Here is a 14,086-nt window from a genome sequence, read left to right on the forward strand (position 1 = left end):
ATGAAAATTCGTTGTATTGCTAATACGGGTGAATCTCTGCCTGAAATATATATAGATCCGCCACGCGGTTATACTAGAAGAGTTGAGTTGCCACTAACTATAGGCAAGGAATATGTTGTTTATGCTATCCGAGAATGGAAAGGCACTATTTGGTACTACATCTGCAATGATAATTACAGCTATTATCCTATCCATAATCCGGCACCGCTGTTTGAAGTGGTTGACAGTAGGGTTTCTAAGTATTGGCGGTTTGAACTTTCGCCCAATGGTTTGTTAATGATAGCCTTTGAGCAGTGGTTTACTGACCCTTATTTTTATGATAAGCTGACGGATCAGGAAGAGGCGGAGGTTGAGATTTTTGAGAAGGTTAAGGAATTAATGGATGCTGAGGATTTTGCTTTGCCTCCGCTGGATGTTGCAGTTGAGAAGTTGCGGGAAAATGTCAGTGTTTGAGTTGGAAAAGTGTGATTATCGCAAATTGTTTCTTTACCACCTTGACTCAGATACCTTGAAATGGTATCAAAGAGGAATAACTAGAATTGGGGAATAAAAATGAACGAAAAAAATGAACTAAATAGAAGCTATGAGATACTAAACGGCGATGATGATGTTTTGTTATTGGGTAAAGCTACTTTTACGGTGCGCCGATTGAAAGAGCTAGCCGCTAGCAAGTTTAGGAGTATACTTGATATTTCTGTAGATAAGAATCGATATGATACGATTTCTACGATGATGGAAGAGCTACAGATTAACGAAGAAACAAAAATTAGGGGAGGGAATATAACCTGGAAAACCTCTCAACAAGGAATCGCTTGTCAAATTCTCAAAATTGGTTCTAAAGGTTGGCAAAAAGGAAAGCTTCAAATAGAAATTAATGGAGGTTTAGAATATTCTGGGAAAACGCAGACATCTATAAAGTTTTTTCCAGATGAACCAGCAAAGCAAAAATCTCCTTTAGATGATATCAGACAATCCGAGGAATACAAAAAACTGAGCAATAACAACTGACAGCCCGATCGCGCTTACAATACAATAATCGATCGCACTTATATCTGAATCTTAGATTTTTAACCGCAGATGGGGGCGGATGTACGCGGATGAACGCTGATGTTTTTTTGAGAGGGACTCATGGTAAATGTAGAAGAATATGTCGATCGCACTGCCGAACTGATAAACTTACCGTTAGACCCGGAACATCGGCCCGGTGTTGTGGTAAACTTCGAGAGGATAGCGGCGATCGCCCGACTCGTTACAGAATTCCCCTTACCCCCAGAAATCGAAGCTGCGCCAGTGTTTGAACCTTAGATTTTTAACCGCCGATGAACGCAGATGAAGCCAAATTTTTAGCAGGAGCGGATGCAGTCGCCACAGCATCGGCGGTTAAAAGTGGTAAGATTGCAGCGACAGCGGTTGTAAATGCTGCTTTAGAACGAATTGCCGATCGAGACAAAACCCTAAATTGCTTTACAGCTATCACCGCAGAAAGTGCGATCGCAGCAGCCGAAAAGATAGATAATGCGATCGCGCGCAACGAAAACCCAGGCCCTTTAGCAGGCGTTCCCTTCGCGGTCAAAAATCTCTTCGATGTCAGCGGAATTACCACCCTAGCAGGGTCAAAAATCAACGCTGACAACCCTCCGGCGAGCCAAGACGCGGCGGGGGTCGCTCGACTCAGACAAGCTGGTGCAATCCTTGTAGGCACGCTCAACATGGATGAGTACGCCTACGGTTTCGTCACGGAAAACAGCCACTACGGCCCGACTCGCAATCCCCGCGATACAACCCGCATCGCCGGCGGTTCCAGCGGCGGTTCCGCAGCAGCAGTCGCCGCCGGTTTAGTACCCTTCACCCTCGGTTCCGATACTAACGGTTCCATCCGCGTACCCGCTGCTTTGTGCGGTGTGTTTGGGTTTAAGCCTACTTACGGCCGTTTGTCAAGGGCCGGTGCTTTTTTGTTTTCGAGCAGTTTGGATTGCGTGGGGCCGTTCGGGCGATCGATCCGAGATATGGCGCTGCTGTACGATATCCTGCAAGGCCCGGACGATCGCGATCCAGTTTGCACTCAACGCCCGCCAGAACTTTGTTCGCAGCAGTTAAATCAAGGCATCGAAGGATTGCGAATTGCTGTTGCTGGCGGGTATTTCGCCCAAGGGGCCGAACCGGAAGCAATGGATGCTGTAGAAATAGTTGCCCGAGCCTTGACAAATGTCTTAAAATGTGGTATGCAGTCGGAAAAAACAATAACAAACCCCCCAAAAATCGGGGGGCTTGCGACTGTTAGGATACCGGAATCCGATCGCGCGAGGGCGGCAGCGTTTATAATTACTGCTTGCGAGGGTGGAAACTTGCATTTGGAAAATTTGCGATCGCGCCCTCAAGACTTCGATCCTGCCACGCGCGATCGTTTTTTGGCTGGAACCCTGATTCCTGCGACATGGTACTTGCAAGCGCAGAGATTCAGACAGTGGTACCGATCTCGAATTCGTGCAATATTCCTAGATACCGATATCATTCTCGCACCTGCCACGCCGATCGCTGCTCCTGAAATTGGTGTCGAGAAAATGGTCGTCGCCGGACAAGAAATCTTAGTGCGTCCCAATCTGGGACTGTTCACCCAACCCCTATCATTTATAGGCTTGCCGGTGCTTTGCGTGCCCGTACAGCGGCCCGGCGCTTTGCCCTTGGGGGTACAAATTGTTGGTGCTCCCTACAGCGAAGCGGTGATTCTCCGAGTCGCTGCGGTACTAGAATCGCAAGGCATTATATCTGCCGAATCAATTTAGTGCTAGTTCTAGGGTTTGTTGTTGCGGTGGAAGCGTCTCTTAGTCCTTCTAGCAATAGCTTTGCGCTTTTGCTTTTCGAGGGGGGTTTCAAAGTGGCGGTGTTTTCTCATGTCGGGGAAAATTCCCGCTTTGGAAACTTGTCGCTTAAACCGTCGCAGGGCTGACTCGATCCCTTCATTTTCGCCGATTACAACTTGGGTCATTCTTTCTCCTTTTGTTCGTTAGATCAAGTTTTATCATATCAAGGTTTTTGACGGCGCGACCTGTTGGATGTCGGGCGATCGACCAAAACCCCAAAATTATACCAGAAATTTGGTTCGATCGTTCGGAATGCAAGTCCTGCTTTTTTGCCGACTGAAGTCTTCACAGTAGTCAACTGTCACAGGTCAACTGTCACAGGTCAACTGTCAACTGACCAACTGATTTTCCTGGCGCAGGTAAGCTTGAATAAACGGGTCTAATTCGCCGTTCATCACATCTGCGATCGCAGTTGTTTCGACTCCTGTTCGCAAATCCTTTACCATTTGATAGGGGTGAAACACGTAGTTGCGAATTTGGTTGCCCCAAGCTGCCTCTACCATGTCGCCGCGAATCTCGGCAATTTCGGCGGCGCGCTGTTCCCTAGCAACCACCAACAGCCTAGCTTTGAGCAAGGCGAGAGCTTTTTCTTTATTTTGCAACTGACTGCGTTCTTCGGTGCAGCGGACGGCCAAACCGGTAGGAAGGTGAACGATGCGGACGGCCGTTTCTACCTTGTTAACGTTTTGTCCGCCCTTACCGCCTGCGCGGGAAGTCGTGACTTCCAAATCTTTTTCTGGAATATCCAGTTTAACGGATCGATCGAGCACAGGCATCACTTCCACGCCCGCAAAACTGGTTTGACGCTTGTCATTAGCGTTAAAAGGCGAAATTCTCACCAAGCGGTGAGTGCCCTTTTCCGACCTCATGTAGCCGTAAGCGTAGCGGCCGACAATTTCCAAAGACGCAGATTTAACACCTGCTTCCTCTCCCTCAGAAATCTCGGTTAAATGTACTTTGTAACCGTGACTTTCACCCCAGCGGGTGTACATCCGCAGCAGCATTTCGGCCCAATCTTGAGCATCTGTACCGCCGGCCCCGGCGTTAATTGTCAAAACGGCGCCGCCTTCGTCGTAGGGCCCGGACAGTAATTGTTGCAATTCCCACTGGTCGAGTTCGCGGGTTAATTGGGAAAGACTCGATGAGGCTTCTTGGAACAGGGACTCGTCGGCTTCTAACTCCAGCAGTTCTAAAATAGCTCTAGCGTCTTCTAGGCTAGTCTGCCAGCCGCGGTATTGGTCTAAATGAGATTTGAAGTCGTTGAGTTCTTGGAGGGTTTCTTGAGCTCGATCTTGGTCGTCCCAAAATGCTGGTTGGGCGCAGATTTGCTCTAAGTCTTGGATTTTGGCTGTGAGTGCGGGGATGTCAAAGATAGTCCTGGGTGGTACCCAGTCGATCGGACAATGTTTCGATATTGTGTTTGATGTCTAGAACTTCCACTGTGAGTTCTCCTGGTTGTGGGGTGTATTTTCGAGTTTAGCTGAAATGTTGCTCTAAATGTGCAAATCAATGTTTCAGTAGCACACCAGCTTTGATAAATGAGTCAAGTTTGCCGTCGAGCACGTCGGCGACGGCTGTTGTTTGGATTCCTGTACGGACATCCAAAACTTTGCCCTGGTTCGCGCTGTCGCTGGCAAATTGATATTCCCGAATTGGTTGGTTAAGGACTGTTTTTAGGCTCTCGACCTGAATATCTGCAAGCTGTTGAACTCCTTGTCTTTGCATAATAGCAAACAGTTTGCTGGTGAGAACCGCCAAAGCCCTTTCTGTATTTTGCAGTCGACTCCGCTCCTCCCCAGATATTGCAGAAATACCAGTAGGAATGTGAACAATCCTCCTCCAAGTTTCGAGTGGGTCACTACTCTTCAGGTTGCTACGAGGCAAGATTATTAATTCTAAATCCTGCTGTGGAATCTCCAGTTCCACATACATTGGCACAACTTCCACCGTCGCTGAACTCGCCTGCTTTCTGGTAATATTAAAAGGCGATGTACGTTTCAGTAGATGCACTCCGGTTTCTGACTTTAGATAGCCGTAAGCGTAACGTCCGTCTATTGCCAAAGTTACAGAATTAACTCCTCCTCTTACCAAAATTGCAGAATTAATTTCTAGATACTCCAATAGGGAATCTTCAACTAACAGAACTCTATAGCCTCGGTTTTGTCCCCAACGAGCATACATTCTCAGCAACATTTCTGCCCAGTCTTGAGCATCTAAGTCATCTATTGCTGCATTAATTATCAGGTAGGCTCCATTTTTGTCGCAAGGCCCGCTCAAGGATTGCTCTAATTCACACTCTTCGAGAGAGCAGTTGAGTTGAGCTAAATTAGTTTGAAGTTCTTGCTCTAGTTCCTCGTCGGCTTGAAATTCGAGTAACTCCAGTGCTGCTGTAGCATCTGCCAAAATTGTTTGGCACTGGTTGAGTTTTGCCTGATAGGATTGGAGTGCGTCTAGTTCTTGGAGTAGCCGTTCGCCTGTATTGATGCGGTTGCCCGATTTCGGCTGTGCCGCTAGCTGTTGTAACTTTTGGCTCTCGGCGGTTAATGCTGAGCTAAAGACAGTCTTGTAGGTTGGTTAGTCGATCGCACAAAGTTTCGATATTGTGTTTGATGTCTAGAACTTCCACTGTGATTTCTCCAGCGTTGTGGGTGATTGTATTAATCTTAGCTTGTGCCTGACTTGTTGTGGCAAAAAAACTGAGAAAGATTTTTTGAGCGCTCAGGAACGCGGATCTTGCTAAATGTACTGCGAACCTGTTGAATTGAAAGCTTTACCGCATTCGTGAGCGCATACGTCCAACCTTTTGGAACATGAAAAACTGTTTGTGAGGTCTTCCCGAAACCAATCAGTGGCGATCGCATCTTTGATAGATTTAGTTTTTAGAGAATTAAATCCCTCGCCGTACTTTTCAAGTAAAGCCAGCATTTGCGGTCTGTAGGTGTGGTTGTAAACAGCGTATTTAGTATGGCTTACCCAACAGCAAGGCCAGAGTTCCGCTTCAAAAGAAATGAAAATATCTTTGCTAGCTTGAGTTTGACAGCTAATTTCTACGTTGCGGTAGTAATTGTTTAAGCCGCCGTAGCTTTCTACAACTTTGAGAAATTGCTCTCCCTCTGGATTTTGATATTGTTCCTGGGAGGGGGGTTGGAGGTCTGGGCTTTGTGGCTTTGAGGGGAGAGGTTGAGTTTGAGGGGGTACTTGAGGAATTTCGAGGGCTACTGCGCGATACCAAGCCTGATTTGCTTGTGCTGGTTCTCCCAACTGGGTCAATGCTTTAGCCAAATTGCGATAAGCGCCGGCAAAATCTGGTTTGAGGGCGATCGCTTTTCGGTAATAAGATGTAGCTTGCTGCCACTGTTGCTGTTGAGCGTAAAGACTGCCTACATTAGCATAAATTTCGGCAAAATTAGGCTGAATTTTCAGCGCGTTTGTATAGCAGTCGGCTGCTGCTTGCAATCGCCCCGTACCTTGGAAAGCATTTCCTAAAGTTTTCCATGCTGCTGCAAAATTAGGTTGAATTTTTAGGGCTTGTTGGCAGGCGGATATGGCCTCTGACAGATTCCCTGCGGTTAAATATACCTCGGCTTGTCGGTGCAACTTGACTGCTGCGATTTCTTCAGGCCCAGGGGCTGACACATTTGCCGTCTCCGGTTGGTTTGGGCGATCGATCTGGGCCTCTACCCGGGCCTCTACCGGGGAGTTTTGCGACTGCTGCGGCTGTTGATTTTGAGACGGTTTGGTAAACAGTTCTTGCGCCACAAAACGAGAGGTAGCTTTTGGTACAAACTCGACAAATCCTAGTTGTTTGGCTAAATCCCGCGCGGCTTCTACTTGGTGCTGGTTGTGTTCAAATATCAAGTAGTGCCAGACTGCTTTGCCGCCAGCTTGGATAAAGGCATTAACGGATTGCATTATCCTGTCCCAGTTGGTATTTTGGCGGTAAATGCTGTTAGTGTCTGCCAATCCGTCGATGCTAAAAGTGACCGAATCGTGTTCTCCTGTCATTGTCTGTGCCAGGGTGCGCCACCAGTCGGGGTTGCGCCCGCTACCGTTGGTGTACAGGCCGATTTGAGGAACTCCCATGCGGTGCCAATAGTCGATCGCGGGAATTGTGGTATTGCTGGTCATAGCATCCCCGTAGTTGCCGCACATATAGACCAAATCCAATTGAGAGCAAAACTCTTGTGGGAAAATTCTCTCAATATCTTCGATCTTTAATTCTGCTGCTGGCAAAATCGGGTTGTCGGTGCGCGGACACTGGGGACAAGCTGCATTGCACCTAGAAGTGATTTCTACGCTGACTCTCTTGATATCTTCATATTTTAAGTACATGAGTGTTTTCCTATTGATTTGTGATTAATGTTGAAATCGCGATCGACAGAATTAGATGACAAGATTTTTGATTGAGGGGTTAAAAACTAAAATTATACCTCCTGCCTTCAGGCTGCAAAGATGATATAAGTTTTGTGTACGATACGGACAGAGGACGCGATGACCCGCCCAAAAACGGATGCAAGTTTCCGACACTCCAGAGTCCAGAGTCCCAAATTTTAGACCCAAGTTCGGGTTCCGGTGATTCTCTGCGCTGCAAGTAAATCTAAAATCTAAAATCTAAAATCTAAAATCGACTGATGGCGATCTTTGTTGCAAATCTTAATAAAAACAACCGCAGCCCGATGTCGATCGGGCTGCGGTTGTTTTTAAGCTAAACTTTCAAGGATTAATCGCGGCCGTTGAGAGCAATCAGCAGGCGCAGAATGAAGATGAACAAGTTGATGTAGGTCAAGTACATCGACAAAGCGGCGGGCAAATACTGGTCGTCGCGGTAGCTGCGGGGTAAGATGTAAAAATCGACGATCGCAGCGCCGGCAAATATAAAGACGCCGATGCCAGAAATGCCAATTTCCAACCAGGTTGGGGCGTAGACGCCGAAAAGCGACAGCAAAAATTGACCGCCAACAACGACTAACAAAGCAATCACACCTAAACTGATAGTTTTGGTGAGGGCCATGCCGTCTTGTTCGGAAAGGTTCGAGCCAATTTGGCGGGCGGCGATGAAAGTAATGCCGCAGCCGAGGGCTGCAAAACCGATGCCTCCGATGCCGACTCCTTGGCTTCTGAGTGCTACAAACACCAATCCGCTGAGGGTGTAGCCGGAAAGCAGGCTGTAGGTGGCCAGCAGGGGCAAGGCGGTGTTTTTGTTGTTTTGTTCGGCGGCGGCGCTGGCGACAAAGAATAGAATTAATTCTAGGACGATCGCGCCAATAAACGTGGGAAAGAAGATTCCCGGATAGTTGCGGATGACTCCGAGGCCGCCGTAGGTGCCGATAGCTGTTAAGACGAGTCCGCCGCCCACGAAGGGGAGGGCGTTGGAGATGACGTTGGGGCCTACCAGCGCGTGGTTTTTGGCCTCGCGCACGGCTTCGCGGAAGTTGCTGGTGTTACTCACGAGGATTTTACCTAATTTTGGCTGAGATTTGCTATCTATATTTTGACAGCTTTACAGTCTGTTGACAAAACCTGAAATAGTTTAAAGATTTGATAAAGAATGGGGATGAGATCACTTCCAAGCAGCGAGCGATTGTTTATAATCGACGGCGTACAAGTAAGTCTGTGCCGCGCCCTCGTTGTCTCGGGACGAGATCGCCCTCTGGCATCTTGGCCAGTCGCGGCAGAGGTATAATTGAGGTGAAAGTGCGGGCGCTATTTGCGGCGAGGGGCAAGCTGAAAGTCGATCGCATCGCAGATAGCACAGGTCAATCAATTAGGGATTTGGCATTTACGATTGGGGATTGAGGAGTCTACGATCGAGGCAGGGGGCACAGTTGATTTTAGGTTTTTGATTGGCGACTTACTTCAAACTAGGGACAGCAAACCGCAATCATCTTAAATCTTAAATCTTAAATCTAAATCTTAAATCGGTTGGGTTAGTTGCTCGCAGTAGCTCAGACTGGGAATGCTCAAAAAATTAACGATCGAGAGATTGAGTTCGATCGACAAAATGCCAAACAGGTAATGTCTCATGCCCACCTTTTTTGCTCGCAAATTATTGCCACCTACAGCCGGAATTTTCTTGGCTGTCGCCGCCGTGATGTCCGGCGGCCAAGCTGCCCTTGCAGCTAATGTCGGAGCCGTTTATACTGCTGCTTCATCCCAGAGTTCAGAAAATTTGCTGCTGGCGATTGCCGGTCAACCCCCCCAAGCTATAACTTCTGTCAACCCGAACCCGGGAACTGTAAACCGGGCGCCGGGGCCGGTGAAAATTCCTGAGCCTTCAATGCTGGGGGGGTTGGGTTTAGTTGCGGGTTCGCTGGTGGTGACTCGCCGGAGAGCGAGAGTTAAAAATTAGAGTTTTAAGAAGAAGTCCGATGGAAGTCGGAAGAAGGAAGAAGTCCGATGGAAGTCGGAAGAAGTCCGATGGAAGAAGGAAGAAGGAAGAAGTCCGATGGAAGTCGGAAGAAGGAAGAAGTCCGATGGAAGTCGGAAGAAGGAAGAAGGAAGAAGTCCGATGGAAGTCGGAAGAAGGAAGAAGGAAGAAGACATATAGCCGAGTCTCACCCCGAGTGAGGTATGTCTGGTAATGGGTAATGGGTAATGGGTAATGGGTAATGGGCACGGCACCAGCTTTTAAACAGCAAGCTTTTTTCTGATTACCTTTTTCTGATTACCTTTTTCCCGAAAACCCAAGCGTCCGCGAATCTTTCTGAAAACTGCTATACACAGCAATCTTTTTAGCGATCCGTATTTGACGTTTAATGAGGTGAATTTACTTAGCAAAAATCCGAGTTTTTGATTGTTAAGGGCAGAGGGAACACAGGCGGGATGCCTGTGCCACTCTCAATGCGGATGGAATCTCGATTTAAGAATTTTAGCCGATCGCGTCGCGCAGAGCATTTTTAGTCATAGCTGCGATCGACTGTTCGGAAGCTTTCGGCAAATGATAGTATTTCCCGCCAGAAGTCTTGGCCAACTCCTTCGCAAAGCCGGTCGAAATAAACTTGCTCTCGGTATCAATCACCAGCAACTGCATTCCCAAACCGCGAATTTTAGCAGCAATTTCTAACAATTCCTGCTTAATATCAGGCTTTTCGCCATCTAAAATCGGTTCGCCCAAAGAACGGGCCAAAGGAATATTACCGCGTCCGTCAGTAATAGCGACAATCGCCACTTGACCGATATCTCCAGACTGCCGCGCGTTGACTCCCACGCGCACGGCTTGAGTCAAACCGTGGGCGAGGGGGGAACCGCCGCCGCAGGGCAACCGTTCCAAACGCTTGCGGGCCAAGGCTATCGAGCGAGTCGGCGGTAGCAATACTTCCGCTTGTTCTCCGCGAAAGGGAATGAGAGCAACTTGGTCGCGGCTTTGATAAGCTTCGGTGAGTAGCTGCATGACTGCACCTTTGGCCGACTGCATCCGGTTGAGGGCCATGGAACCCGAAGCATCCACGACGAAGACGACTAAAGCCCCAGCTTTTCTCGCCAAGCGCTTCGCCCGAATGTCTCCCTGTTCCACAAATACGCGGCGCTGACTCGCCTCTTGCCCCCCCTTGGTAAGGGGGGGTTGACTTGTATCTTGCCCCCCCTTACCAAGGGGGGGTTGGGGGGGGTGTGAATTCCTGTCGCGGCGGGCTTTTTGGTAGGGTGCCGCCGCCCTCAGCGTGGCGTCAACGGCGATGCGGCGGACGGGGCCTTTGGGCAATACTGGCTTGACGTAACGGCCTCTATCTTCCGAAAAAATGGTGCTTCTGCTGCCGGATTTGCCTTGGCGGTTGGCATTTTGGGCGAAAAACAGCACGTCGGGGTCGAGAATTACGCCTTCGGGATCGAAGAGAAATTCTTCGGGAATGTTGGTTTCTTCTTGTTCTTCTGGAGGTTCGTCTTCTTTGTCTTCTTCCTCGTCTTCTTCTTGTTCTTGTTCCGATTGTTCTGGGGGTGGCGGTGGCGGGGGAGGAGGAGGTGGTGTGTTTTCGTCTGGGGGAGTTTGGACGATGGTGGCGCGGGGTACGATGACTAATTCTACGGCGCGGCGCAAATCTTCGGCGTTAACTTCTGTGCGTCCTTCGATGGCGGCGGCGGCTTTGGCGACTCGAACTGCGAACAGTTCGGCGCGGTGTCCTTGAACTGCGCCGCGGATGGCTTCTTCTACTAGGTAGGCTATTTGTTCGCGTTTAATGGTGACATCTTTGAGCCATTCTCTGGCGAGGATGATTTGGGTTTTGAGGTTGTCGGTGTCTTCGGCGTATTGGTTGAGAAATTCTTGGGGGGAGCTGGAGTAGGATAAAGCTTGTTCTACTGCATAGACTCTTTCTTCTAATTCGAGTGCTGCGTCGGCTGAAAGTACGATCGCGATGCGATCGAGCAAATGTTCTCTGAGCGGCCCTTCTTCGGGGTTGTAGGTGGCGATGAATAGAGGTTTGCAGGGGTGTTGGAAGCTAATTCCTTCGCGTTCTATTTGGTTGCGCCCTTCGGTTAATACTGTTAGCAGTTGGTTGACTATGTTGTCGTCGAGGAGATTAATTTCATCTACATAAAGTACGCCTCGATTTGCTTGGGCTAAGAGTCCGGGTTGAAATACAGTTTGACCGAATTTTACTGATTGTTCGACATCGACTGAACCTAACAGTCTGTCTTCTGTGACTCCGAGGGGAATTTGTACGAAGGGTGCGGGAATTATTTGAGTAACTAGGGAATTCTCTCCCTCGAACGGTACGATTTCAGATGTGATGAATCCCGTCTCTACAAGATTTGTTTCCTCTTGACGAGTGGGCTCGGCGTTGCAGAATGAATCTTTAATCACTTCAACGGGCGGCAGCAGGGAGTGTAGGGCTCTAGCCATGACTGATTTGGCTGTGCCGCGACGACCGGCGATCGCGACTCCTCCCAATCCCGGATCGATTGCTGCCAACAGCAGCGCTAATTTAATCGCTTCTTGCCCAACAACGGCTGTTAGGGGAAAGGCTGTTACGGTGGGGGGTGCGTAGGGGGCAGGCATTTAAATCGTCTTTGCTCGAACAGGCTTTGATAATTTAATCATACTGCGTTGAGCGGGCGATCGCATTTCTGGCAAGCGAGTTTTTGCAACCAACAGCTACGACCGACAAAAAATATTAACAATTGTATAGATATTAGACTTGCCTCTTGTCGCGCTCAAATCTAGAAGATAAAATCATCCCATAATTTAACCAAAAAGTAAACTGTGAAACCATTAATCACAATTGGTCTGGTAGCGCTAATTGGTACGATCGCTTTTTTGATATGGCAAGATTCCCAGAACACTGAGGGCATAGACAGAAATTTGTTACAGGCTGTTAAAGGAAATAAATCTCTGGCCAAACGACTGCTGGCTAATGCGAGAGATAGGTATCCCGGCAAGTCGGAGAGATGGTACGCGGAGAAAGTAATTTATGATTTGGAGAGAGACGGTGCTGGCAGTGGCGGGCGCAGAGGTGGTTACAGTATAAATAAAAGAGAACTTCGAGAAAACATTTTCCTGGCTGGCGCTGTCGTCTGGTTAATTAGCTCGGTATCATCTTTGATCGATGGCTTGTTTAGAAGATAGCAGGCCGGTGAAAGTTGTGAGTTTTGAGTGCTCTGTTTGAAATCAAGAACTTTATTGAAATCCCAAGTCGCCTGGTGGCTGCTTCACTCAAAGGTAATATTTTTATGACCGACATTTACTAAAAACAGCTCTTATTTACCAGGAAAATTTAATTTAAAAATCACCACTTAAAAAGTTTAAATTACTTCTTGCAAGGTTTTGACTTCCAGTGGCAAAATTACCGTAAAAGTTGAGCCAACTCCTATTTCTGATACTAGCTCAATTTTGCCTTGCAGCAGTTTAACCAGCCGCGATACTATGGCTAATCCCAAACCGGTGCTGTCGGGCGGAAAGTGCTGCCTGTTTGCTTCTCCTGCTTGAAAGAAGGGGTCAAAGATGCGGTTTGTATCTGCGGGGGCGATGCCAATGCCGGTATCTGTAATTGCGATCGCCCAATTTGCTTCTCCAGCACGGCAGCAAGTTAATTCAATGCTACCAGCTTCTGTATAGCGAATGGCATTGCTCAGCAGGTTGGTGACAATTTGTTGCAGCCGCTGTCCGTCGGCGATTACTTGTGTGGGGGCGCAGTCGCTGGTAACAGCGAGCTTTAGTTTTTTAGCGTCAGCCATTGGCTGCATCATTTCTACTACGGTGTTAATTACCGATCGTACATTAGTTTGCCGCAGGTTAAGTTTAATTTTTCCGGCGTCGGCGCGAGAAAGTTCTAGTGCGTCGTTAATCAGGCGCAGCAACTGTCTGCCGTTGCGCAATACTCGCTCGATGTGTTCGATGCCGGGGAGGGTATCTTTGATTTCGGATTGCCATTTTTCTTGGCGCAAAAACAGTTCGGAATAACCGATAATTGAGTTGAGGGGAGTTTTGAGTTCGTGAGCTAAATGGTAGAGGTTTTCTTGGTTGACGCTGACGAGTCGATTGAGTTCTTGATTTGTGAGTTGTAACTGAGTTTGGATTTGTTGAAGTTCCTGCAGCCTCTGAGCGACGTAGCTATCGAAACACTGGGCAATTGCTTCGTCTACTACGGCATCTATGAGCCGAAAAGCTCTGAATACGTCGGCGGTGCTTCCTGCTAGCAATTCGGCTTCTAAGTGAGAGAATATTACTTGACGCAATAAATGGTATTCCCGGGCTACTTCTGCGGCGTCGTAGCCTTGTTCGGCTCGGAGAAATCCGTGATCGAAACTGGCTTCAATTATTAGTTTTATTTCGCTGTTGCGATCTTGGGAAAGCACTGTGGCCATCGCCACCAGCAGGTAAGGTATGTGATTTTCGATCGCTGAGTGCGGTAAGGCGTCAGCGGTTTCAATTTTCCGATCGAAGCGTACTGCTTCAATCCAGTTTTGGACGATCGTATCGGTTTTGTCGGCGAGCAGTTGGCTGTAGTCCATGATGTCGGCGGGGGGGTGAATTTTGGCAGATATTGCCCATGCTTCATTGTAGTTGAGCGATCGCCCGATCGCCATACCAAATTTCGGGCTATCGAGCCCCTGCCAAAAGAAGTAGTTTTGACGTAATTTTTACCCTGTGCCGCAACTCTCTCCAGGACTAGCTCCCAGCTTGGTGCTGCCAAAAGGAGCACTTAAACTTATTGACATAATAGCCATAAAGTAGTAGGATTCCTCAAACCCAGGGTTTTGAATTTTTAAGTTTGATTTTTGTCAGGGGACTA

General features: G+C 48.2%; 14 protein-coding genes. 7 read left to right on the forward strand and 7 right to left on the reverse strand.

All coding sequences use genetic code 11. From position 1 onward, the window contains the following. The 4 genes from QUB63_RS24735 (at position 1) to QUB63_RS24750 (ending at position 2,783) form a co-directional block, all read left to right on the forward strand. Positions 1-453 (forward strand): hypothetical protein, encoded by a 453-nt coding sequence (locus QUB63_RS24735; RefSeq protein WP_332947975.1) that lies wholly within the window; start codon positions 1-3, stop codon positions 451-453. A 99-nt stretch (positions 454-552) separates the two neighbouring features. Then, positions 553-1,008 carry a KGK domain-containing protein gene (locus QUB63_RS24740; RefSeq protein WP_332947976.1) on the forward strand — a complete coding sequence of 152 codons (456 nt, stop codon included), beginning with the start codon at positions 553-555 and terminating at the stop codon, positions 1,006-1,008. A 120-nt stretch (positions 1,009-1,128) separates the two neighbouring features. Continuing rightward, on the forward strand, positions 1,129-1,305 hold the full coding sequence (locus QUB63_RS24745; RefSeq protein WP_332947977.1) for a DUF4089 domain-containing protein: 177 nt from the start codon (positions 1,129-1,131) through the stop codon (positions 1,303-1,305). Positions 1,306-1,319: 14 nt separating this feature from the next. Next, complete coding sequence (locus QUB63_RS24750) at positions 1,320-2,783, forward strand: AtzE family amidohydrolase (protein WP_332947978.1); 1,464 nt, start codon at positions 1,320-1,322, stop codon at positions 2,781-2,783. A gap of 8 nt (positions 2,784-2,791) precedes the next feature. Here QUB63_RS24750 and rpsU read toward each other — a convergent pair whose 3' ends face one another. The 5 genes from rpsU to QUB63_RS24775 all read right to left on the reverse strand — a co-directional run bounded on the left by rpsU (position 2,792) and on the right by QUB63_RS24775 (position 8,310). After that, a complete protein-coding gene (gene rpsU, locus QUB63_RS24755; RefSeq protein WP_006632476.1) occupies positions 2,792-2,986 on the reverse strand; it encodes a 30S ribosomal protein S21 in 195 nt (64 codons plus the stop codon). 204 nt (positions 2,987-3,190) lie between these two features. Beyond that, positions 3,191-4,301, reverse strand: a protein-coding gene (gene prfB / locus QUB63_RS24760) for a peptide chain release factor 2 (protein WP_332947979.1) whose coding sequence is annotated in 2 segments (ribosomal slippage) — positions 3,191-4,228 and positions 4,230-4,301 — 1,110 coding nt in all. Because the reading frame shifts where the segments join, the coding sequence is not laid out codon by codon here. A 66-nt stretch (positions 4,302-4,367) separates the two neighbouring features. Then, positions 4,368-5,487 (reverse strand): PCRF domain-containing protein gene (locus QUB63_RS24765; protein ID WP_442921848.1). Its coding sequence is split into 2 segments (ribosomal slippage): positions 4,368-5,415 and positions 5,414-5,487, totalling 1,122 coding nucleotides; the frame shifts between segments, so codons are not numbered across the junction. A gap of 110 nt (positions 5,488-5,597) precedes the next feature. Beyond that, entirely contained in the window at positions 5,598-7,193 is a 1,596-nt protein-coding gene (locus QUB63_RS24770) for a tetratricopeptide repeat protein (RefSeq protein WP_332947980.1), read from the reverse strand. A 388-nt stretch (positions 7,194-7,581) separates the two neighbouring features. Then, a complete protein-coding gene (locus tag QUB63_RS24775) occupies positions 7,582-8,310 on the reverse strand; it encodes a Bax inhibitor-1/YccA family protein (RefSeq protein WP_332947981.1) in 729 nt (242 codons plus the stop codon). 164 nt (positions 8,311-8,474) lie between these two features. On the opposite strand from QUB63_RS24775, the gene QUB63_RS24780 reads away from it, so the two are divergent. Both QUB63_RS24780 and QUB63_RS24785 read left to right on the forward strand, forming a co-directional pair. Then, positions 8,475-8,657 (forward strand): hypothetical protein, encoded by a 183-nt coding sequence (locus QUB63_RS24780; RefSeq protein ID WP_332947982.1) that lies wholly within the window; start codon positions 8,475-8,477, stop codon positions 8,655-8,657. A gap of 226 nt (positions 8,658-8,883) precedes the next feature. Next, positions 8,884-9,210, forward strand: a complete 327-nt coding sequence (locus QUB63_RS24785; RefSeq protein ID WP_332947983.1) for a PEP-CTERM sorting domain-containing protein — start codon at positions 8,884-8,886, stop codon at positions 9,208-9,210. Positions 9,211-9,729: 519 nt separating this feature from the next. Here QUB63_RS24785 and QUB63_RS24790 read toward each other — a convergent pair. After that, positions 9,730-11,853 carry a VWA domain-containing protein gene (locus QUB63_RS24790; RefSeq protein WP_332947984.1) on the reverse strand — a complete coding sequence of 708 codons (2,124 nt, stop codon included), beginning with the start codon at positions 11,851-11,853 and terminating at the stop codon, positions 9,730-9,732. A gap of 204 nt (positions 11,854-12,057) precedes the next feature. Between QUB63_RS24790 and QUB63_RS24795 the strand changes: the two genes are divergently transcribed. Continuing rightward, complete coding sequence (locus QUB63_RS24795; protein WP_332947985.1) at positions 12,058-12,420, forward strand: hypothetical protein; 363 nt, start codon at positions 12,058-12,060, stop codon at positions 12,418-12,420. Between the two features lie 176 nt (positions 12,421-12,596). Here the strand turns inward: QUB63_RS24795 and QUB63_RS24800 are convergent, their stop codons facing one another. Beyond that, positions 12,597-13,880: a HAMP domain-containing sensor histidine kinase gene (locus QUB63_RS24800; protein WP_332947987.1), complete on the reverse strand. Its 1,284-nt coding sequence runs from the start codon at positions 13,878-13,880 to the stop codon at positions 12,597-12,599. Positions 13,881-14,086 lie beyond the last annotated feature (206 nt).

Origin of the sequence: Microcoleus sp. ARI1-B5 (genome assembly GCF_036705795.1) — a bacterium.
In the GTDB taxonomy this organism is placed as follows: domain Bacteria; phylum Cyanobacteriota; class Cyanobacteriia; order Cyanobacteriales; family Microcoleaceae; genus Microcoleus.

Excerpts from the sequence above, each read along its gene's own strand:
- QUB63_RS24735 (WP_332947975.1), top strand. The coding sequence starts at position 1 with ATGAAAATTCGTTGTATTGCTAATACGGGTGAATCTCTGCCTGAAATA.
- QUB63_RS24740 (WP_332947976.1), top strand. The coding sequence starts at position 553 with ATGAACGAAAAAAATGAACTAAATAGAAGCTATGAGATACTAAACGGC.
- QUB63_RS24745 (WP_332947977.1), top strand. The coding sequence starts at position 1,129 with ATGGTAAATGTAGAAGAATATGTCGATCGCACTGCCGAACTGATAAAC.
- QUB63_RS24750 (WP_332947978.1), top strand. The coding sequence starts at position 1,320 with ATGAACGCAGATGAAGCCAAATTTTTAGCAGGAGCGGATGCAGTCGCC.
- rpsU (WP_006632476.1), bottom strand. The coding sequence starts at position 2,986 with ATGACCCAAGTTGTAATCGGCGAAAATGAAGGGATCGAGTCAGCCCTG.
- QUB63_RS24770 (WP_332947980.1), bottom strand. The coding sequence starts at position 7,193 with ATGTACTTAAAATATGAAGATATCAAGAGAGTCAGCGTAGAAATCACT.
- QUB63_RS24785 (WP_332947983.1), top strand. The coding sequence starts at position 8,884 with ATGCCCACCTTTTTTGCTCGCAAATTATTGCCACCTACAGCCGGAATT.
- QUB63_RS24790 (WP_332947984.1), bottom strand. The coding sequence starts at position 11,853 with ATGCCTGCCCCCTACGCACCCCCCACCGTAACAGCCTTTCCCCTAACA.
- QUB63_RS24800 (WP_332947987.1), bottom strand. The coding sequence starts at position 13,880 with ATGGCGATCGGGCGATCGCTCAACTACAATGAAGCATGGGCAATATCT.